Below are 19,287 nucleotides of genomic sequence, written 5' to 3' on the forward strand. Positions count from 1 at the left end.
AACGTGGCATTCAGAGTTGCGCCGACAGGCGCTTGATCTCGCGGTTCAGCACGCGCTCGTTGTCCGAATAGTCGATCGGCACGTCGATCACGTGCACGCCCGGCGACGAGAAACACTCGCGCAGCAGCGGCTCGAGATCGTCGGCCGATTCGACACGATGCCCGTGCGCACCGTAGCTTTGCGCATACGCGACGAAATCGGGGTTCTGCAGCGTCATCGCGAAATCGGGGAAATTCATGTTCTCCTGCTTCCAGCGGATCATCCCGAACGCGTCGTCGCGCAGGATCATCACGACGAGGTCGAGCTTCAGCCGCACGGCCGTTTCGAGCTCCTGCGAATTCATCATGAACCCGCCGTCGCCGCACACGGCGATCACCTTGCGCTGCGGATGCACGATCTTCGTCGCGATCGCCGACGGCAGCCCGGCACCCATCGACGCGAGCGCGTTGTCGAGCAGCAGCGAATTCGGCTCGTGCGCGCGCCAGTAGCGCGCGAACCAGATCTTGTACATCCCGTTGTCGAGACAGACGATGCCGTCGACCGGCATCGCGTTGTACAGATCGTTGACGATCCGCACCGGGTACATCGGGAAGCGCGAGTCGTGCTGCCCCTTCTGCAGATGCGCGTCGAAATGCTCCTTGATCATCCGGAAGCGCTCGAAATCCCAGTGCGATTGCGGCGTCACCGCCTCCTTCATCTGCCACACCGCGTTCGCGATGTCGCCGACCACCTCGATCTGCGGGAAATAGACGGGGTCGACCTGCGCGCCGAGGAAGTTCACGTGGATCACGGTCTTGTCGTCGGTACGCATGAAGAACGGCGGCTTCTCGATCACGTCGTGGCCGACGTTGATGATGCAGTCCGCATGCTCGATCGCGCGGTGCACGAAATCGCCGTCGGACAGCGTCGCGTTGCCGAGCCACAGCGGGTGCGTCTCGTCGATCACGCCCTTGCCCATCTGCGTCGTGAAGAACGGGATGCCCGTCTTGTCGACGAATTCGAGCAGCATCTTGCAGGTGGTCTTGCGGTTGCCGCCCGCGCCGATCATCAGGAGCGGATGCCGCGCGGCCTGGATTGCGTCGACCGCATGCGCGACCGCCTTCTCCTCGGCCACCGGCCGCCGGCTGTAGCTGCGCGGGATCGGCTTGCCGTCGCCCTCCTCGTGCGCGATGTCTTCCGGCAGCTCGAGGTGCGCGGCGCCCGGGCGCTCTTCCTCCGCGCGGCGGAACGCCTCGCGTATGGCCGACGGGATGTTGCCGATCGACACGATCTGCCGCGTGAACTTCGTGAGCGGCTGCATCATGTCGACCACGTCGACGATCTGGAAGTGGCCCTGCTTGCTGGACTTGATCGGCTTCTGCCCGGTGATCATCAGCATCGGCATGCCGCCGAGCTGCGCATAGGCGGCGGCCGTCACGAAGTTCGTCGCGCCGGGCCCGAGCGTGGCGATACACACGCCGGTGCGGCCCGTCAGGCGGCCGTAGGTGGCGGCCATGAACCCGGCCGCCTGCTCGTGCCGGGTCAGCACGAGCTTGATCTTCGATCGCCGCAGCGATTCGAGCAGATCGAGGTTTTCCTCGCCGGGAATGCCGAACACGTACTCGACGCCTTCGGCTTCCAGCGCCTTCACGAACAGATCCGATGCTTTCATCAAAATTTGCTCCGAGAAACCCCGCCCTTGATGGCGGGAAGGACAGGCGTGCTGTTGACAGGCAGCTTCTTCGACGGGTTAGGATCACCGGCATGATCCTTGTCTACCGTTACCGCGTGAAGTCGCTCAACGGACTGCTTAACAAGCAATGCCGTGCGGTGAACTACGTCTGGAACTTTTGCAACGACACACAGAAGCACGCGCTCAAGTGGGGCAAGAAGTGGCCGATTGGCTTTGATCTGAACGTGCTGACGATCGGCAGCAGCAAGGAGCTCTGCATTCACTCCGGCACCGTCAACGCAACCTGCGAGCAATACGCGAAGTCGCGCAGCCAGCACCGACGACCTTACTTGCGCTATCGCGGCAGAAAATCGCTCGGCTGGGTGCCGCTGAAGGGCCGTGATCTGAAACGCGAGGGCGATGCTTTTCGTTTTGCCGGCAACACGTTCCGCGTGTTCAGCAGCCGTCCGCTTCCCGAAGGCAAGATCAAGGACGGAACCAATTTTGCGCAAGATGCGCGTGGCAACTGGTTTCTGAACATCGTGATCGAGATGCCGGATGTGCAGGCCCGCCCGATCCGTTCCGGCGTCGGCATCGATCTCGGCCTGAAAGACTTCGCCACACTTTCGACCGGCGAGAAGTTGCCGAATGACCGGTTCGGCCGACGCGCGGCGGAAAAGCTCGCGAAAGCGCAGCGGGCGCGAAAGCACAAACGGCATATCGCAAAGCTGCATGCCAAGGTGGCGAATTCCCGTGCCGATTTCCAGCACAAGCTCGCGCTCGATTTGGTGCGGCGCTTCGATTACATCGCAGTTGGCAATGTGTCGGCTGCGAAACTCGCCAGGACCAGGATGGCGAGAAGCGTCTACGACGCGTCCTGGTCGTCCTTCCGAAACAAGCTCCGTTACAAAGCGATGGCGCACGGGGTCACATTCGAGGAAGTCGACGAAAGTGGTTCTACCCAGTCCTGTTCGTCGTGCGGGTCGAAAGACAGCACGACGCGGCCGAAAGGTATCGCGGGGCTGCGAATAAGAGAGTGGGCCTGCAGTGAATGTGGTGTCGTGCATGATCGTGATATCAACGCTGCGCTGAACATTCTCCGATGCGGACGTGCATCGCCAGGTGTGGGAATCTTCCGCCTTTAGGCGGAGGAGGACGTCAAGGGGACTCTCGGTTATGCCGCCTGCCCGGCCTACGGACACGCGGCGTTCAGGACGCGCGCCGGCCTACGGCACGCGGACGCCTTACCTACTGGACACAGACCACGGCACTGCTCGCCGCGCAAGATGCATGCTCGATGCGTAATGCGGGGCGGCGCCTCCGGATGCCGGAGGACGAACGGACCCGCCCGCGCGCGGCAAGCGCGCACGGGCGGCAAAGACGTTTTTGATTGTAGACGGATTCGCGGAATTCCGACTTCGACCGGACGGCCATCTCCGGCGCGCAAAGGTCGGCCTGACGGCCAGTCAACGCTGCGCGACGCGCCCGCCGGGCTGTAATGGCAACGATGTTCCATTCAATAGACATGTGAACCATGGTTGACAAATTGCCATTCCTGCCGTACAGTGCTCCTGCATTCAGCATCCGGACCACCGGCGTCTTCGACACGTGGTTTGCCGGCCTGCCGGATCGCGTCGCGAAGCGCCGCATCCAGGCACGCATCGACCGCCTCTCGATGGGCAATCCGGGCGACTGGAAGTCCGCCGGCTCGCCGGTCGTCGAGATGCGGATCGACCACGGCCCGGGCTATCGCGTCTACTACGTTCGGCGCGGAACGATCTGGGTCATCCTGCTCTGCGGCGGCGATAAATCGACGCAACAGGCCGACATCCGCGCCGCGCACGCGATGCTCGCGCATCTCGACATGGAGTAACCGATGGACAAGATCAGCACCCGGCCGTGGGATTCGGCCGATCATCTGAAAACCGAAGACGACATGGCCGACTACTTCGAAGCATGCCTGCAGGAAGCCGGCGACGATCCGGCCTTCATCGCACATGCGCTCGGCGTGATCGCACGGGCACGCGGCATGTCGCAGGTCGCGCGCGATGCGGGCCTGTCGCGCGAAGGGCTGTACAAGGCGCTGTCGCACGACGGCAACCCGAGCTTCGGCACGATCCTGAAGGTCATCAAGGCGCTCGGCCTGCAGCTGCACGGCTCGAAAGCGCACGCATGATGCGCGGGGCGCGGCCCGTCCCGCTCGCCGCGCGATACTGCGGCCGTGTCAGTGCAGCCAGCCGGCCGCCCAGCGCGGCACCAGCGACACCAGATACAACCCGAGCCCGATCAGCCCGCCGACCAGCGTGCCGTTGATGCGGATGTATTGCAGATCCTTGCCGATGTTCAGCTCGATCTGCCGCGACATCTCGCGCGCATCCCAGTTGCGCACCGTGTCGCGGATGTGGCGCATCAGGAAATCCGCGAAATCCGGCGCCATCTCGTGCACGGCCTTCTCGACGTGCTCGTTCAGCGACGCACGCAATGCCGGGCTCTCCGCGAGCCGCGCACCGAGCCAGCCGCCGAGCATCGCGGCCTGCCGGTGCAGCGCCGAATCGGGGCGCGCGAGATCGGCCTTCAGCCACGCGCGCAACTGGTCCCACAGGTCACGCACATAGTCGTTGAACGCGGCGCCGTCGCGGATATAGCGCCTGATCTCCTCGCCCTTCTCGATGAACGCGGGATCGTGCTTCAACCGCTCGGCCAAGCGCACGACCGTCCGGTCGAAACGCTGCCGCAGCTCGTGCTCGGGATCGGCCGCCACGCCTTCCAGCACGCGGCTCACCGCGCTCGCGAGCATCCGCGCGCCGTTCTCGCCGAACCACTGCGTCGGCATGATCTTCTCGACCTTCGGGTACTGCGTCTTCAGCCATTCGACGATGAAACCCGCGATCACCTCGCGGTTCTCCTCCTTGTCGAGCACGTCGACCACCTGTTCGATCGCGTCGTCGAGCAGCGCCTGGTGGCGGCCGTCCTTCGTCAGCGTGTCGAGGATCGCGCCGGCCGATTGCGACAGGTCGATCCGGTCGATCACCGCGCGAAACGCGTCGTGCACGAACGACTGGATCCGCGCGTCGTCGGTCATGTCGAGCGCGAAACTCATCAGCTTCGTCACATAGCCGCCGAGCGCCTCGGTGTTCGCCGGCTCGCCGAGCCACGCGCCGAGTTTCTGCGCGGGATCGTGCTGGCGGATCTGCGCGGCGAGTGCGTCGGGGCCGAGGAATTTTTCGCGCACGAACACCGCGAGGTTGTCGGCGATCTTGTCCTTGTTCTTCGGAATGATCTCGGTGTGGCGCGACACGAACGGGATCGGCACGCGGCGAAACAGCGCGACGACCGCGAACCAGTCGGCGAGCGCGCCGACCATCGCGGCTTCGGCCACGGCCTTGACGCCGTCGACCCACGGGCCGCGCGGCAGCAGGATCGTCGTGACGAACACCGCGACGGCGGCCAGCAGCAGCCACAGCGCGCGGCGCTTGCTGCGTTTCAGTTCGAGGGCTTTGTCTGGCGTCATGGGCAACGGGTCGGGCGAACGATGCCGCTAATATGCACCGGTTGCGGGGCTGCCGACAAACATTGCGGCACGCGTCGAGCGTATCGGACGCCGCCGGATCGGACCGGCGGATTGCACATGGCGCCGGCCGGCATCGTCACCGCACGCCGGGCCGGACGACCGAGCGCCCGCTACATGAACGTCTTCAGGTTTACCGCCGGATCCGCAAGCTTCACCGGGTCCGGCACCGCCCCCGCCGCGATCAACCGGCGCGATGCGCCGATGTCGCGCCCCAGGTTCGCCGCCGCCACCGCGACGATCCTGCCGTCATCCCCCAGGCCGAACACCGTGAACGGCCCGTTCGCCGGATCGCCGCGCACGACGATCGTGCGCTCGCTGCCGAACAGCCCGAGCATCTGCAGGTTGCAGTCGTACTGATCGGACCACAGCCACGGCAGCTCGGCATAGGTCTCGTCCGCGCCGAGCAGGTTCGCGGCCGCAACCGCCGGCTGGTTCTCGGCCACCTGCCACGATTCGATCCGCACGTGACGCCCGAGCAGCGGATTGAAGTGCATCGTCACCTCGCCCGCCGCGAAGATCGCGGGATCGACCGTGCGGCAGCCCGCGTCGACGCGAATCCCGTTGTCGACCTCGAGCCCGGCCGCCTGCGCGACCTCGACATTCGGCACCACACCGATGCCGACCACGACGAGGTCGGCCGGCACGTCGCCGTGATCGGTCTCGACGATCGCGCCGCCGCCCGATGCGCGACGGATCGCGCGCGGCAGTGTCGCCATCTGGAAGACCACGCCTCGCGCATCGTGCAACCGATGCGCATACGCGCCGACCACTTCCGGCAACGCGCGCTGCAGCAGGCGCGGCGCCGGATCGATCACCGTCACGTCACACCCGAGCTGGCGCGCCGCCGCCGCGACCTCCAGCCCGATGAACCCGCCGCCGAGCACCGCCACGCGGCGGCCCGGCGCAAGCTGCGCGCGCAACGCACGTGCATCGTCGACCGTGCGGACGTAATGCGGCGTGACGCCTGCGTCGATCTCACCACCGAACATGCGCACCCGCGAACCCGTCGCGAGCACGAGCCGCGCATAAGCCAGCGTCGTGCCATCGTCGAGCCGCACGCGCTGCGCATCGCGTTCGATCGCATCGACGCGCGTACCGAGCCGCAGCTCGATGCGCTGCGCGTCGTACCACGCGGCGGCGCGCACGAACGCACGCTGCTCGCCGCCGTCCGTCAACAGCGCATCCTTCGACAGCGCAGGCCGGTCGTACGGCAGCTCGCGCTCCGCGCCGATCATCACGATGCGCGCCGTCGCGTCGCGCTCGCGCAGCGCTTCGGCCGTGCGCCGCGCGGCATGCCCGGCGCCGACGATCACGAACGGGTCAGCCGACATTGACTTCCACCTGCCCGTCGACGATCCGGATCGGATAGGTCCGCACCGGTTCGGTGATCGGCGCGCATTTCGGCGCGCCGGTGCGGATGTCGATCAGCCCCTGGTGCAGCGGGCATTCGACGCAGCCGTCCTCCACATAGCCTTCGGACAGCCGCGCATGGCCGTGCGTGCAGAGGTCGTGCATCGCGAACAGTTCGTCGCCGATCCGGAACACGGCGATCGGCTTCTGGCCGGCGACGCGCGCTGCCGGTTCGTCTTCGGAGAATTCGTCGAAAGCGCCGAGCGGATGCCACTCGGCGAGCGTTGCTTCGGTCATGTCTGTTCCTTGCTTCCGTATCAGATCGGGGTGGCGAGCAGCGTCTGCACGCGCGACGTGTCGTAGATCACCCGCTTGGTCTTGTAGCGCAGCCCGTCCGGCGTGCGCACGACCGTGTCGTAGTACTTGCCGGCCTGGTACACGTTCGACTCGCCGTTGCTGCGCGTCTGCACGACGACGTAGTTGCTCTCGGTGTCGATCTCGCCGTCACGTTCTGCAACAATCGTCAGGCCCGACGTCATGTGCCGGTACGTATGCTCTTCGTAGATGTTCGCGTGCCGCAGCGACACCACGCGGTCGCGCAGCATGCGCTGGTTCGTGCAGTGGACGATCCCGACCGGCAGCCCGAGGTCGGCGTTTTCCTTCGGCACGATTTCGTAGGTGCAATCCTCGGTGAACATCGTCGGCCATGCTTCGAGCCGGTTGTTGTCGAGGTGCCCGATATAGCGGTTCTGGAGCATGTAAATCTCGAACCACGTCTTCATGTCTTCCGTCACGTTTTCCGTCATTTCGCGCTCCCGCTTCAATAGCCCATCAGCTTCTGGTAGCCGACCCAGAACTTGCGGATCAGGCTTTCGGTGATTACCGTGTCCTGCTGGTCCGGATTGCCGCGCGACATCTCGATCACCGACGTCGCGTCGCCGTCGCGCACCGTGCCGCGCTGCACGAGCTCGGTCGCCTCCGTGTCCTCCATCGAGATGTAGCCGGCCGGCCCGACGAGGTTCGCCTGCTTGATGCGCAGCGCGCGCAGCTCGGGCGTATCGTCCGCGTAGCCGAAGAAGTGGAAGATCAGTTCGAAGTTGTCGGGGCCTTTCGGCAGGATCTGCCGTGCGACCAGCGTGTTGTGGATCTGCTGGATCACGAGCTGCGGGAAGATCGGCTGGATATGGTTCGTGCAGTCCTCGTCGTATTCCGACACGAGGTCGAGAATCGATTCGTCTTCCAGATGAAAGCCTTCGTCGAACGAGCGGATGTTCTGCTGCTTGTACGCGGCCGACGTGTCGTCGCCCGTCTTCGTCACCGTGATGATGCTGTGCAGCCCGTGGTTCGCATCCGGAATCGAGCGCGCCTTCATCCCGACGCGGAAGATGTTGAAGGTCGTATGGAACAGGTGCAGCATGCTCGCGTGATACGGGTCCTTCACGTTCTCCATGTACAGCTTCCAGTTCGACTTCGAGTACTGGCGCGTGCAGCCGAGATACTCGATCGGCTTGTGGAAGATCCGGTCGATCCACGGGCGCATCTGCTCGCCGAGATAGTCGGACAGCGGCATCACGTCGTCGCTGAAGGTGGCGAACACGAGCCCGCGATAGCTGTCGACGCGCAGCTTGCGCAGCCCGTGCTGCTTCGGGTCGAAGTCGGCCGGCATCCCGGACATCCCCTTCTGGCCGCGCCGGAACGGCACGCCGAGCAGGTTGCCGGAATTGTCGAAGCTCCACTGGTGATAGACGCAGGTGTGCGAGCTCGCATTGCCGCGCGACTTGCGGCACACCTGTGCGCCGCGGTGCGCGCAGCGGTTCACCCACGCGGAAAGCGTGCCGTCCTCGGTACGCGTGACGACCACCGGCGTATCGCCGACGAACGTGCTCTTGAAGTCGCCGGCGTTCGGGATTTCCGCCTCCAGCGCGACGAAGTTCCACGTCGGGCCGCGGAAGATGCGCTCCTGTTCGCGATCGTAGACCGCGCGCGAGCTGAACACCTTGTACGGCACGCGCGAGCCGTCGTCGTGCGGAAAGGTCACGTCGGACGCGTCGTCGCGCGCGGCGAAAACGACGGGCGATTCTGTCTGCTCCATGTCGGACTCCTTGTCGATCTGTTTCGTTGAATGCATGGAGCCGATTTTTGAAAAGCTAATATTCGCCGTCTATCCGGAAAGTGCGATTGCGGCGGTGCAATATCCACTTTCGGCGGATTTCTGCGCTAGCATGACGGCACACACGACCGTGCGCTCGATCGCGACCCATTGATCGGATCGAAGCGCACGCCGTCCACACCAAGGCTGATGCCCATGTCCCCAACGTCGTTCGAGCCGCTCGCGCTGCGCGCGCACCGGCTGTTCGAATCCCGCGATCTCGACGAGACGCGCGAGCGGATCTCGCGCGTGATGCAGCCGCATGCGCTGCTGCCGAACGGCCGCACGCATGGCGCGTCGCACATGGATTTCGTCAAGCTGGGCGGGCTCGGGATCGGCACGATCGCGTTCGGCGACGCGATGCGCGTGCAGGTCGACGCGGTCGACGGCTATTACCTGCTGATGTTCTGTCTGTCCGGCCAGGCCGAGGTGCGTGCGATGGGCCGGCAGCTTGGCGTCGATGGCCAGACGGGCGTGCTGTGTGCGCCCGGCGAACGCTTCGACGCGGTGCTGTCGGCCGATTGCGAGCAGTTCGTGCTGCGCATCGACGCCGCGACCGTCGGCTCGCTGACCGGCGACCCGCGCGCGACGCTCGATCCCGTGCTGCACGTCAGCGACGCCGCGCTCGCCGCGTGGCGCCAGCAGCTGATGCTCGTCGCCCGCTCGCCCGAACTGCTCGAACGCGCGAACGCGAACCCGCGCGTCGCCTCCCAGCTCGAGCACCTGCTGATCGACCTGCTGATCGAAGGCCACCCGCCGTCCGTGCTGCAGGCGTCGCATCGCGACCCGGCGCCGGGTTTCGTGCGGCGCGCGCAGGAGTTCGTGAACGCGCACTACGCGCAGCCGCTGCAGCTCGCCGATATCGTCCAGGCCGCCAACGTGCCGGAACGGACGCTGCGCGACGCGTTCCTGCAGTTCTGCGGGATGAGCCCGATGCAATACCTGCGCGCGACGCGGCTCGACCACGCGCGCGAGCTGCTGCGCGGCGCGGTGTCCGACCGGCGGATCGCCGATGTCGCGCTCGATTGCGGGTTTACGCACCTGGGGCGGTTCGCGATCGCGTATCGGGAAAAGTTCGGGGAATCGCCGTCGGAAACGCTCGACGGGAAGCGGTAACGTCGTCGCGCATGCGCGCGCGGCCGGGCCCGGCGGCTTGCGGAACCGCCGAAGCGCTCGCACGACAGCGCATGACATCGCGGCGCCCTCCCCGCCTCTGCCAGTGTTCGCCGAAACAGACCGTTAGTTGCAATTCGAAGAAGTTAATGACGATCGTCAATCCGCCGGCACGATCATCTCCCGCGCAATCGCGCAAAACGCGGCCGTCGCCGCGCTTTCGCCGTGCAGCCGGCGGCTCATGATGATCGGCGACGTCGCGGCCGGCTCCGGCAACCGCCGGTAGACCACGCCCTTCACGCGCACGCCCTCCACGCTCTCCGGCACCAGCGACACGCCGACCTGCGCGGCCACGAGCCCGAGCGCCGTCTGCAGCTCGCGCACCTCGTGAACGGCCGCCGGCACCAGCGCGCCGTCGCGCAGCGCCGAGAGCTGCTGATCGGCGAAGCTCGGCCGCGGCGTGCTCGGATAGACGATCAGCGTCTCGTTCGCGATATCCGCGAGCGTCAGCGGCCGGGCCGGATCGGCGAGCCGATGCCCGACCGGCAGCGCCGCGATCAGCTTTTCCTCGATCAGCGCCTCGCGCACCAGTTGATCGTCGTCGAACCGCAGCCGGCCGAAGCCCACGTCGATCCGCCCGCCCTTCAGCGCGCCGAGCTGCTCGAGCGTGAACATTTCGATCAGCGACAACTCGACGTCCGGCTGCGCCTCGCGAAACGCGCGGATCACGTCCGGCAGCGCGCCGTACAGCGTCGACGGCACGAAGCCGATCACGATCCGCTCCGATAGCTGCGCGAGCCGCCGGGTCAGCGGGCCGAGCTCGTCGGCCTGGTCGACGAGGCGCTTCGCCTGCGCATAGAACACCCGCCCCGCATCCGTCAGTTTCAGCGGCCGCGCGCCGCGCTCGAACAGCGGCAGCCCGATTTCGTCCTCGATCGCCTGGAGCTGGCGGCTGAGCGGCGGCTGCGTCATGTGCAGCCGCTCCGCCGCCCGCGTGATGTTCATTTCCTCGGCGACGGCGATGAAGTAGCGGAGCTGACGCAATTCCATTTCATGCCTCAAAGGTATGGAAGTAGTCGGAAAGAGTGTTGACGACGCGGGGCGGGAATTCCTACCATGTGCACCAACAGGAGGAATCGCATGATAGCAACTGCCGCCACCATCGAACGCATCGAGACCCTGCTCGTCGACGTGCCTACGATCCGACCCCACAAACTGTCGGTCGCCACGATGAATTGCCAGACCCTCGTGCTGGTGCGTGTTCGATGCACGGACGGTATCGAAGGCGTCGGCGAGGCGACGACCATCGGCGGTCTCGCGTACGGCGAGGAGAGCCCCGAAAGCATCAAGGTCAACATCGACACCTACTTCGCGCCGCTGCTGCAGGGCATGGACGCGACTCGCCCGGGCGCTGCGCTGGCGCGCGCCCGCAAGCTGTTCCAGGGCAACCGCTTCGCGAAGTGCGCGATCGAGACCGCGCTGTTCGACGCGCAGGCGCGCCGCCTCGGCGTGCCGCTGTCCGAGCTGTTCGGCGGCCGCCGGACCGATGCGGTCGATGTTGCATGGACGCTCGCGAGCGGCGACACGCAGCGTGATATCGCGGAAGCCGAAGCGATGCTCGACGCGCGCCGCCACCGCGCGTTCAAGCTGAAGATCGGCTCGAACGCCGTGGCCGACGACGTCGCGCACGTGATCGCGATCAAGCGCGCGCTCGGCGAGCGCGGCGACGTGCGCGTCGACGTGAACCAGGCATGGAGCGAAACCGACGCGATCTGGGCCGGCGCACGCTTGGCGGAAGCCGGCGTGAGCCTGGTCGAGCAGCCGATCGCCGCGACCAACCGCGCGGGGCTGAAACGCCTCACGCAACTGGCGCAGGTGCCGATCATGGCCGACGAGGCGCTGCACGGCCCCGTCGACGCATTCGCGCTCGCGCAGGATCGCGCGGCCGACGTGTTCGCGGTGAAGATCGCGCAATCGGGCGGCCTGCAGGGTGCGGCGAGCGTCGCGTCGATCGCGGCGGCGGCCGGCATCGAGCTGTACGGCGGCACGATGCTCGAGGGTGCGGCCGGCACGATGGCGTCCGCGCAACTGTTCAGCACGTTCGACTCGCTGAAATGGGGCACCGAACTGTTCGGCCCGCTGCTGCTCACCGAGGAAATCCTCGTCGAGCCGCTGCGTTACGCGGATTTCAAGCTGCACCTGCCGGCAGCGCCCGGCCTCGGCATCACCTTCGACTGGGCCCGCATCGAACGGATGCGACGCGACGCCCGCTGATCCCCACACGACCACCGAAACCGGAGACACAGATGAACAAGCAAGCCATCGACGCACTGCTGAAGACCTTCGACGACGCCGCCGAGAAGCCGGGCAACCCGCGCGTGCGCGCGATCGTCAACCGGATCGTGAAGGACATCTGCTACACGATCGAGGACTTCGACGTGCAGCCGAGCGAATTCTGGACGGCGCTGAACTACCTGAACGAAGCCGGCCGCGAATTCGGGCTGATCGCCGCGGGCCTCGGCCTCGAGCGCTTCCTCGACGTGCGCATGGACGAAGCCGAGGAAAAGGCCGGCATCCAGGGCGGCACGCCGCGCACGATCGAAGGGCCGCTGTATGTCGCCGGTGCGCCGGAATCGGTCGGCCATGCGCGTCTCGACGACGGCACCGACCCGGGCCAGACGCTGATCATGCGCGGCCAGGTGCTTGGCCAGGACGGCGCGCCGATCGCGAACGCACTGGTCGAGGTATGGCACGCGAACCATCTCGGCAACTACTCGTACTTCGATCAGTCGCAGCCCGCGTTCAACCTGCGCCGCTCGATCCGCACCGACGCCGAAGGCCGCTACAGCTTCCGCAGCGTGCTGCCGGTCGGCTACAGCGTGCCGCCGGGCAGCAAGACCGAGCAATTGCTCGACCAGCTCGGCCGCCACGGCCATCGTCCGGCGCACATTCACTTCTTCGTTTCGGCGGACGGTTATCGTAAGCTGACGACGCAGATCAACATCGATGGCGATCCGCATCTGTGGGACGACTTCGCCTTCGCGACGCGCGACGGGTTGATCCCGCCGGTGAAGCAGGCCGAAGGCGCGGAAGGCAAGCCGTATGGCGTCGACGGGCAGTTCGCGCTGATCGATTTCGATTTCTCGCTGCTCAAGGACAAGCAGGACGTGCCGGGCAGCGAAGTCGAGCGGGCCCGCGCGCAGGCGTGAGTGGCCTTCCGATTCGACGAACCGATAACGCAAGGAGTGCAGGATGCTGTTTCATGTGGAAATGACCGTCCGTCTGCCGACGGACATGGATCCGGTCAAGGCGGCCACGCTGAAGGCGGAAGAAAAGGCGATGTGCCAGCGGCTGATGAACGAAGGAACCTGGCGGCATCTGTGGCGGATCGCCGGGCAGTATGCGAACGTCAGTATTTTCGACGTCGAGAGCGTGCAGCAGCTGCATGACCTGCTGAGCCAGCTGCCGCTGTTCCCGTATATGGAGATGGAAGTGCGGGCGCTGTGCCGGCATCCGTCTTCGGTGCGGGAGGATGATCGGTGATCCCAGTGCGGCCCATGCCGCCGGTTGTCCGGCGCATGGGTCGCAGAACATGGCGTCGTAGTGACGCCATGCCCCCCAGCATTGACGACTATTCGACACTCGGCAGCGACCGGGAAAACTCGAAGCCGTCGCCAATCTGGTCCAGCGTCCAGCGACGCTGCGTATGCAGCTTTACCCATCGTGTACGCTCGCGGTCGTCGGACACATTTCCGACCGATATCTTGGCCTTGCCTGTCGAGTAGTTCACACTGAGGTTTCGTACGACGCCCGTATTGCGCATCGTCGAGAAGTTGTCATAGCCGATCAGCATGAAATTCCGGTCTTGCCATCGGAATGTATAGGTGGTGGATCCCATTTCCCAACTCCCTGCACTGGCAAAACGACTCAGCGTGACCCGCAACGCGCCTCGGTCGACAATCACGCTCCCTTCTTCCAAAGCATCCGCGAGACAGGGGGATTCCCGGGCCGGTATGAGCGTATCGTTTCGCAACGCGACAGCGTACCGGCCATCCAGCTGCGCAAAGGCAACGACAAGAACACGCGGATTCGCGTCGAACGGGTTCTCGCACATGCCGTCATGCGATATCACGTTCGCAGGATCATTGTCACGCAAGACCAGCACAAGATCGTCGCGGCCATCACCGTTCAGGTCACCCTTCGTCTGATATTCCAGCTTCCAGCCTTTGGGAACGAAACCGTCCGGCTTTCCAGCGAGCGGCGCAATGGATGGAGACTGCACATCTCGAGCCACCGCGTGAGCGGACACGATAATGCCAAGCAAAACTGCCAGCCTGAGTCGTTTAGATAGCGTGAATGGCTTGTTCCCGCTCCGAATGGGTTGCAAGACTTTCATTTCGACCTATCCCCCGCCATCTGCAATCCATTCGACGTCAAACCGAGACGTAGAGGCTTATCCGGATCGAGCTTCTTTTTCTCGACGACCCGCTTCCAGTCTGCCGCAGCTCCGGGGACGCGGTACAACGCGACGATCGCCACATACTCCGTCTCGCGTTGCATCGGTTGAGACAAGCTCGACGAAGCGCCGGGGTTCACGACGGCCGACATATCCGCTCGCAAATCCTGGGCCAGCACGGTCCGATCGTTCTTCAGCAGATCGTCGTACGACGCCGCATCGAACGCCTTGCGATCCTTCAGTTGATAGACACGCACGGCAACCGACGTGGGCCGTCCTACGTCGTCCGGATTCAATGCGGCGCGCGCAGTCAAATCGACATCAAGCACCTTCACCTGCTTGAAAAACACCGCACGATACGCATTCGACGAGGCATCCGACACGGATTGCCACGCGCCGCAACCCGACAGCAGCAATACGGCAACGGCAGTGGCCGCACTCATTCGATAGAACATAAACACTCCGGAGTCAGATCGTGCGCGGCACGAGATGCGGATTGGGTCGCGGCGCGGGCAACGCCTCATAGACACCCAAGGCGATATCGATCAGTCGTTCATCGACTGACGGCAACACAGTCGTCCAGCCGAGACGTGGCGCGGGGGCGGCACGTTCGACTCCAACGGCCGGCTTCGGAACGAACCGTGTCGACACCTTCATCCGCAAATGCACGTCGGCCTTGATGCCGACATACAGCTGGATGAATGCCATCACCTCCCGATGCAGCCACGCACCCGGCAGCAGGTCCTGAGCCTGCTGCGCATCAACGGGCCACAACGTCAAACGCACGGCTCGACTGCGATACGCGAGACGCCTGCCGAGCACGTAGCCGCCGCCGAGCCCGCTACGCTGCCCGTTCGACAACACGCCGGCATCCGGCTTCGCCGACGTCAACGGTGTCGGTCGCCCGCTACTCGTCGTCACAGCCCAGAATTCGTCGACGCGAACATCGGCCCCCGGCGCGGCGAGCGCCACCACGCCGGCCAGCCCTTCCGACGTGCGCGTCCGCTGAATCAACAGCCCCAGCAACGCAAGCATCCGCGAGTTCGGCAGGCCTGCCCGCGAAGGCTTGTCGCCCCACCCGAATCCCGCCAGACACAACAGGTTTTGCGAATAATCGTCGACACCGCCGGCCCGGAAGCGCTCCGGATAACGATATTTCTTCCACGCGCGATAAAGCAGCGTCGCCATCCGGTGGTTGAACGGTTCGAGAAACGCCTCGACCGCTTCATGTCCCTCCTCCCGCAACACGATCTCGTCGATCATGTGCGACGGCATGGCCGCATCGACGCCATAGAGACCCATGAAAGTCGTGCGCACAGTCGGCGGCGCATCGAGGTGCTCGTCGTCGAACTCTACTGCGGCCACCTCGCCCGCCGGAAAACCCAACCGGGGACGCGGCCGGAATCGCACCGGCTCATGCTCCGGCGTATCACATGTGCCGAGGCCGGGGCGTCCGGGCGCACATGCCTCCAGCAGACGACAGAACTGCATGAATGTCATCCTCGGCGCCCGCTCGAACAACTTCACGGCCACAGCCGGCAGGCTTTTCGGCTCACCGGCTTCAGCACTCATCCGATCGATCGAAAGACTCATAGCGGCGCCCGCTGAGCTTTGCTGCGCGGCCACTCCGTCCGCGAGCGGGACGGCAGGCTGACGATCGCCAGCTTCGTGAACAGATTGATCTCCGCGTATGCGCCAAAGAACCGGTGCAGCAGTTCGCCGAACAGCATCACGTCGCCTTCACCGGAAAACGCATGCGCATCGAGCGTGACTTCGATCAAGACACCTCTCTCGACCGCTCCTCCCGACACCTCCTCGATCATTTCCTGCGACACATGCAGGATGCCGGCGAGCCGCCGCCGGTTCAGTTCCTCGTGCGTCCAGTCGTACAGCGCCAAAGCGCCGCGCAACACCTCCGCGTTCATCATCGACAGGAAATTCGGTGCGAGATGCGACAGCACGCGCCACTGGAAGCGATCTTCGGTCGGCGGATACAGCGGTAACGTCGGCGATGCGAGATTGCGCACGCCCGCGACATTGGGCGTGCTGGCCGCCAGTTCGTCGAGGCTCGCTTCGCGCAGCCCCTTGCGCGGCAGCAGCCCGTTCGTGCCCGTCACACGCAGCGACAGGCTTTCCTCGGGCAGCGTGTCCATCGTTTCCCACGCGTGGCCGCCGAGTATCACCCACATTTCGTGCAGCCCCGATACGCCCGAACGCACGCGCGTGTGGAAATAGCGCTCCGGCGCCTCGTGCCGCAGCATGCCGCCGCGGTGCCGGAACGTCGCGAACGGCACGTATTCGTAGCGCTCGGCCGAGTCGTGATCGAACGTCGCGATCGCATCGACCGAATACGTCTCGACATGCTCGCCCTGATGGCCGGCCGGCACCACGCGATATTCGGTTTCGTGATGGTCGATCTCGATCGGTTCGGCATCCAGTTCGAACAGGTTGATGACCGGCGAACAGAACAACCGCACGTTCTCCGCGTTGAAACGCTGATCCGACGGATACGCGCTCTTCAGGAGAATCTCCAGCTCGAAGCGGGTCGATTTTTCGGGAAGCGCCGAGAGATCCAGCCCGCACAGATCGACGAACAGGAATTTCTCGCGAAACGTGAAGTATTCGAGCAGCAGTTGATATCCCGAGAACGCCGCATCGGCCTTGGGCCACAGTCGTTCTTCCGTCGAAAACCCTGCCGGTTCGATTGTCACGCCGGTGAGCGGCACGGGTTCGCCGTCACGGACTTCCGGAACGCGCCAGTCAATCGCATCGATTTGACGCGTCAACGCAAGATGCATCGCGAATGCGATCGGCAGATCCGCGTTCAGATGCAACCGAAGCCGCGACAAATCCGTTTCGCTGCGCAGCGCGGAACCGTGCAGCAAGAAACCGAGACGAATCACCGAGCGACCGTCGTGGCGCACGGCCGGTCCGGCATGCGTGATCGACACCGGCTGCAGCGCAACGGCCTGCGTCGTCCGGTACAGACATTGCACCGTGCGCGGCGTCACGCCCTCTGCCCCGCCCGACGACGGCACGTTGATTGGTGCGGACCGCACGGGTACGCCGGCCGGCACGACTTCGGTCTTCTGCAGCCTCTCCGCGAATGGAGTCAGCTCGACGATCGACAGCGAGGGAATCATCCGCAGATAGTGCGGCCACAACAGGCTGACGAGCCCTTCAGTCAGTTCGGGCAGTTCATCGTCGAGCTTTTGCCGCAGCCGGCCTGTCAGAAACGCAAAGCCCTCGAAGAGACGTTCAACGTACGGATCGCGATCGCCGACGCGGTCGAGATTGAGCAGGCGCGCGCGGTCGGGATGCGCCTTCGCGAATTCCTTGCCGGACTCGCGCAGGTAACGCATTTCCGCTTCGTAGTAGCGCAGGATGGAATCGTTGTTGTCCATGGGAATTCGTTACGAAAGGGTCAATGCGCGCACGGGATCGAGTACCGTGAGCTCCGCCTGCAGCTCGCTGATACGGCGGAAAAGCGCCGGCTTGTCGGTGTCCTTGCGGCTGCTCATCGCTTTCAGCGCCTTGACCAGTTGTTGCTTGACCTCGAACGTCAGCGCCGGCTCCCAGCGCATCAGCGGCAACGAGCGGGACGTTCCGTCGAGTTCGGCAAGCAGGGCGAGCGCCGCATCGTGACGGCCGGCATGATCGGCCAACCGGGCCATCACGAGCCGCTGCAAGTAGCGATGTCGATCGGTTTTCATGCCGGGCAACGCTTCGAGCCAGGCAAAAGCCGTCTCGATGCCCTCGCGGGCAGCCAGTTCACGCGCCTGGGTTTCGATCTCCGGCCAGTCGCCGGCTGCATCGCTCTCGCTATCCGCGGAAACTGGCAGCGGCGCAACCGTCTCGCCGGCCTCCAGATCACGTACGACCGCATGCCGGGCAATCCATTCGAGTGTGGTGTCGTCGGCGAACGGCGTGCCGTCGCTGAACGCCAGCCGTTCGATGCCCGGCAATCGTTCGAGAAACAGTGCAAAGTCGGCACGCAGCAATTCTCGCCACGCGCTGTACGGCGTACCGACGTGATCGAGCGCCGCGTGCTGGAAGTACTGCAGATCGAACCACAAGTGATTCACGCCTTCCATGAACGCCCCTTCGACACGCTCCAGCAACTCGTGCCAGTGCTTCTGCAGCACGAGGCGCTTCATCTGCTGACGCAACTCAGCGCGTGGTGGCGCCAGACGCGTATGCGACGCCGCATCCGACGGCGGCACGTCATGAAGCGTGTCCCACCGAATGCTTCGCACGATGCGTACCGAAGGCAAGTAGCCGTTTTCCTGATCGCGGAGCCACGCCGACATCGCGCGTGCCTGATCGAGTAAATCGCGTGTTGACGCAATTGAACCGGCCGACGTTTTGCCCGGAACGGTCGCTGCCGGCATCGCCTTGCCGGAATCGACGCTGCGTGCCGGCGCTTCCTTTTTCTCGAAGCGAGAAACGAGTGGCTGCAGATTCGGACGGGCAGCATCGGGCCACGCGGCCGTATGCGTCACGAGCACGTCGAGCGCGGCTAACGTGCGTTCGAGATCAGCGGGCACAAAGTCGCCACGACTATCCAGCGTCTCGATCACACGCGCAGTCGCCAGCATTTCAAGCGCGGCCTTCTTGGCTTCGTGACGGACGGGCAAAGCCGCTTCGCCAAACCGGTCGACGAGTGCAGCGGCCAACTCAAGTCCGTCGGCGAACCCGGCTGGGCCGTCCTGCCGCAGGCGTGCAAACGCGTAGTAGCCGGCGAGGCGTAAATCCTTGCCGGTCTCCTTGAGCAGGTGTTCGCATGTGCGGACGATCAACCCGTCATCGATTCCCGACAGCTTGCCGGCTTCGTCCTTCAGTTCAAAGAATGCGTCTTCGTAGCCGGGATCGCGTCCGTATGCATGCTCGCCCGGTATCGGTGCAATCCATGTGGCCCAGGTATCCGTCCGTGCCCGCTGAAGCGAATCGATGCGGGGACCGCCGACGAGTGTCTTCACAAAATTGGCAAGCGTCAT

The 19,287-nt window shown here is 64.8% G+C and carries 19 protein-coding genes; 7 read left to right on the plus strand and 12 right to left on the minus strand.

Annotated elements, in window-relative coordinates; all coding sequences use genetic code 11:
• Positions 1-10: 10 nt before the first annotated feature.
• The gene (locus CFB45_RS26395; RefSeq protein WP_089428078.1) at positions 11-1,651 is read right to left on the minus strand and encodes an acetolactate synthase large subunit; all 1,641 of its coding nucleotides are present in this window, start codon (positions 1,649-1,651) and stop codon (positions 11-13) included.
• 92 nt (positions 1,652-1,743) lie between these two features.
• On the opposite strand from CFB45_RS26395, the gene CFB45_RS26400 reads away from it, so the two are divergent.
• From CFB45_RS26400 to CFB45_RS26410, 3 genes are all read left to right on the plus strand, one after another.
• Positions 1,744-2,796, plus strand: a complete 1,053-nt coding sequence (locus CFB45_RS26400; RefSeq protein ID WP_089428079.1) for an RNA-guided endonuclease InsQ/TnpB family protein — start codon at positions 1,744-1,746, stop codon at positions 2,794-2,796.
• A 389-nt stretch (positions 2,797-3,185) separates the two neighbouring features.
• Positions 3,186-3,524: a type II toxin-antitoxin system RelE/ParE family toxin gene (locus tag CFB45_RS26405; protein WP_089428080.1), complete on the plus strand. Its 339-nt coding sequence runs from the start codon at positions 3,186-3,188 to the stop codon at positions 3,522-3,524.
• A 3-nt stretch (positions 3,525-3,527) separates the two neighbouring features.
• A complete protein-coding gene (locus tag CFB45_RS26410) occupies positions 3,528-3,827 on the plus strand; it encodes an addiction module antidote protein (RefSeq protein ID WP_039344756.1) in 300 nt (99 codons plus the stop codon).
• 48 nt (positions 3,828-3,875) lie between these two features.
• Here the strand turns inward: CFB45_RS26410 and CFB45_RS26415 are convergent, their stop codons facing one another.
• From CFB45_RS26415 to andAc, 5 genes are all read right to left on the minus strand, one after another.
• Positions 3,876-5,162, minus strand: a complete 1,287-nt coding sequence (locus tag CFB45_RS26415) for a DUF445 domain-containing protein (RefSeq protein ID WP_089428081.1) — start codon at positions 5,160-5,162, stop codon at positions 3,876-3,878.
• A gap of 170 nt (positions 5,163-5,332) precedes the next feature.
• Complete coding sequence (andAa, locus tag CFB45_RS26420; protein ID WP_089428082.1) at positions 5,333-6,553, minus strand: anthranilate 1,2-dioxygenase system ferredoxin--NAD(+) reductase; 1,221 nt, start codon at positions 6,551-6,553, stop codon at positions 5,333-5,335.
• On the minus strand, positions 6,543-6,869 hold the full coding sequence (andAb, locus tag CFB45_RS26425) for an anthranilate 1,2-dioxygenase ferredoxin subunit AndAb (RefSeq protein WP_006479527.1): 327 nt from the start codon (positions 6,867-6,869) through the stop codon (positions 6,543-6,545). Before andAb ends, andAa begins: the two co-directional genes overlap by 11 nt.
• Before the next feature lie 20 nt (positions 6,870-6,889).
• On the minus strand, positions 6,890-7,378 hold the full coding sequence (gene andAd / locus CFB45_RS26430) for an anthranilate 1,2-dioxygenase small subunit AndAd (protein ID WP_089428083.1): 489 nt from the start codon (positions 7,376-7,378) through the stop codon (positions 6,890-6,892).
• A gap of 14 nt (positions 7,379-7,392) precedes the next feature.
• Complete coding sequence (andAc, locus tag CFB45_RS26435) at positions 7,393-8,664, minus strand: anthranilate 1,2-dioxygenase large subunit AndAc (RefSeq protein ID WP_089429154.1); 1,272 nt, start codon at positions 8,662-8,664, stop codon at positions 7,393-7,395.
• A gap of 213 nt (positions 8,665-8,877) precedes the next feature.
• Between andAc and andR the strand changes: the two genes are divergently transcribed.
• Positions 8,878-9,837 (plus strand): anthranilate 1,2-dioxygenase regulatory protein AndR, encoded by a 960-nt coding sequence (gene andR, locus CFB45_RS26440; protein ID WP_089428084.1) that lies wholly within the window; start codon positions 8,878-8,880, stop codon positions 9,835-9,837.
• A gap of 156 nt (positions 9,838-9,993) precedes the next feature.
• Here the strand turns inward: andR and CFB45_RS26445 are convergent, their stop codons facing one another.
• Positions 9,994-10,884, minus strand: coding sequence for a LysR family transcriptional regulator (locus CFB45_RS26445; protein ID WP_089428085.1), 891 nt, complete (start codon positions 10,882-10,884; stop codon positions 9,994-9,996).
• A 90-nt stretch (positions 10,885-10,974) separates the two neighbouring features.
• On the opposite strand from CFB45_RS26445, the gene CFB45_RS26450 reads away from it, so the two are divergent.
• Genes CFB45_RS26450 through catC form a run of 3 tightly spaced genes read left to right on the plus strand, consistent with a single transcriptional unit; the run spans position 10,975 to position 13,377 of the window.
• Positions 10,975-12,108, plus strand: coding sequence for a muconate/chloromuconate family cycloisomerase (locus CFB45_RS26450; RefSeq protein WP_089428086.1), 1,134 nt, complete (start codon positions 10,975-10,977; stop codon positions 12,106-12,108).
• Between the two features lie 32 nt (positions 12,109-12,140).
• Complete coding sequence (catA, locus tag CFB45_RS26455) at positions 12,141-13,043, plus strand: catechol 1,2-dioxygenase (RefSeq protein ID WP_089428087.1); 903 nt, start codon at positions 12,141-12,143, stop codon at positions 13,041-13,043.
• 43 nt (positions 13,044-13,086) lie between these two features.
• Positions 13,087-13,377 carry a muconolactone Delta-isomerase gene (catC, locus tag CFB45_RS26460; RefSeq protein ID WP_011355923.1) on the plus strand — a complete coding sequence of 97 codons (291 nt, stop codon included), beginning with the start codon at positions 13,087-13,089 and terminating at the stop codon, positions 13,375-13,377.
• 88 nt (positions 13,378-13,465) lie between these two features.
• On the opposite strand, the gene CFB45_RS26465 is transcribed toward catC, so the two are convergent.
• From CFB45_RS26465 to tssA, 5 genes are read right to left on the minus strand one after another with little or no spacing between them, the layout of a single operon-like run.
• Positions 13,466-14,230, minus strand: a complete 765-nt coding sequence (locus tag CFB45_RS26465) for a hypothetical protein (RefSeq protein ID WP_217481541.1) — start codon at positions 14,228-14,230, stop codon at positions 13,466-13,468.
• Positions 14,227-14,745: a type VI secretion system lipoprotein TssJ gene (gene tssJ / locus CFB45_RS26470; protein ID WP_089428088.1), complete on the minus strand. Its 519-nt coding sequence runs from the start codon at positions 14,743-14,745 to the stop codon at positions 14,227-14,229. The genes CFB45_RS26465 and tssJ overlap by 4 nt, the downstream gene beginning before the upstream one ends.
• Positions 14,746-14,758: 13 nt before the next feature.
• A complete protein-coding gene (gene tssG, locus CFB45_RS26475) occupies positions 14,759-15,862 on the minus strand; it encodes a type VI secretion system baseplate subunit TssG (protein ID WP_089428089.1) in 1,104 nt (367 codons plus the stop codon).
• 17 nt (positions 15,863-15,879) lie between these two features.
• The gene (gene tssF / locus CFB45_RS26480) at positions 15,880-17,694 is read right to left on the minus strand and encodes a type VI secretion system baseplate subunit TssF (RefSeq protein ID WP_089428090.1); all 1,815 of its coding nucleotides are present in this window, start codon (positions 17,692-17,694) and stop codon (positions 15,880-15,882) included.
• A 9-nt stretch (positions 17,695-17,703) separates the two neighbouring features.
• Positions 17,704-19,287, minus strand: coding sequence for a type VI secretion system protein TssA (gene tssA, locus CFB45_RS26485; RefSeq protein WP_089428091.1), 1,584 nt, complete (start codon positions 19,285-19,287; stop codon positions 17,704-17,706).

This window comes from Burkholderia sp. HI2500 (assembly GCF_002223055.1).
GTDB lineage: Bacteria > Pseudomonadota > Gammaproteobacteria > Burkholderiales > Burkholderiaceae > Burkholderia.

Excerpts from the sequence above, each read along its gene's own strand:
- catC (WP_011355923.1), top strand. The coding sequence starts at position 13,087 with ATGCTGTTTCATGTGGAAATGACCGTCCGTCTGCCGACGGACATGGAT.
- CFB45_RS26465 (WP_217481541.1), bottom strand. The coding sequence starts at position 14,230 with ATGAAAGTCTTGCAACCCATTCGGAGCGGGAACAAGCCATTCACGCTA.
- andAa (WP_089428082.1), bottom strand. The coding sequence starts at position 6,553 with ATGTCGGCTGACCCGTTCGTGATCGTCGGCGCCGGGCATGCCGCGCGG.
- andAb (WP_006479527.1), bottom strand. The coding sequence starts at position 6,869 with ATGACCGAAGCAACGCTCGCCGAGTGGCATCCGCTCGGCGCTTTCGAC.
- CFB45_RS26400 (WP_089428079.1), top strand. The coding sequence starts at position 1,744 with ATGATCCTTGTCTACCGTTACCGCGTGAAGTCGCTCAACGGACTGCTT.
- CFB45_RS26395 (WP_089428078.1), bottom strand. The coding sequence starts at position 1,651 with ATGAAAGCATCGGATCTGTTCGTGAAGGCGCTGGAAGCCGAAGGCGTC.
- CFB45_RS26410 (WP_039344756.1), top strand. The coding sequence starts at position 3,528 with ATGGACAAGATCAGCACCCGGCCGTGGGATTCGGCCGATCATCTGAAA.
- andR (WP_089428084.1), top strand. The coding sequence starts at position 8,878 with ATGTCCCCAACGTCGTTCGAGCCGCTCGCGCTGCGCGCGCACCGGCTG.
- CFB45_RS26415 (WP_089428081.1), bottom strand. The coding sequence starts at position 5,162 with ATGACGCCAGACAAAGCCCTCGAACTGAAACGCAGCAAGCGCCGCGCG.
- CFB45_RS26445 (WP_089428085.1), bottom strand. The coding sequence starts at position 10,884 with ATGGAATTGCGTCAGCTCCGCTACTTCATCGCCGTCGCCGAGGAAATG.
- catA (WP_089428087.1), top strand. The coding sequence starts at position 12,141 with ATGAACAAGCAAGCCATCGACGCACTGCTGAAGACCTTCGACGACGCC.
- andAd (WP_089428083.1), bottom strand. The coding sequence starts at position 7,378 with ATGACGGAAAACGTGACGGAAGACATGAAGACGTGGTTCGAGATTTAC.
- CFB45_RS26450 (WP_089428086.1), top strand. The coding sequence starts at position 10,975 with ATGATAGCAACTGCCGCCACCATCGAACGCATCGAGACCCTGCTCGTC.
- tssA (WP_089428091.1), bottom strand. The coding sequence starts at position 19,287 with ATGACGCTTGCCAATTTTGTGAAGACACTCGTCGGCGGTCCCCGCATC.
- andAc (WP_089429154.1), bottom strand. The coding sequence starts at position 8,664 with ATGGAGCAGACAGAATCGCCCGTCGTTTTCGCCGCGCGCGACGACGCG.
- tssJ (WP_089428088.1), bottom strand. The coding sequence starts at position 14,745 with ATGTTCTATCGAATGAGTGCGGCCACTGCCGTTGCCGTATTGCTGCTG.
- tssG (WP_089428089.1), bottom strand. The coding sequence starts at position 15,862 with ATGAGTGCTGAAGCCGGTGAGCCGAAAAGCCTGCCGGCTGTGGCCGTG.
- CFB45_RS26405 (WP_089428080.1), top strand. The coding sequence starts at position 3,186 with ATGGTTGACAAATTGCCATTCCTGCCGTACAGTGCTCCTGCATTCAGC.
- tssF (WP_089428090.1), bottom strand. The coding sequence starts at position 17,694 with ATGGACAACAACGATTCCATCCTGCGCTACTACGAAGCGGAAATGCGT.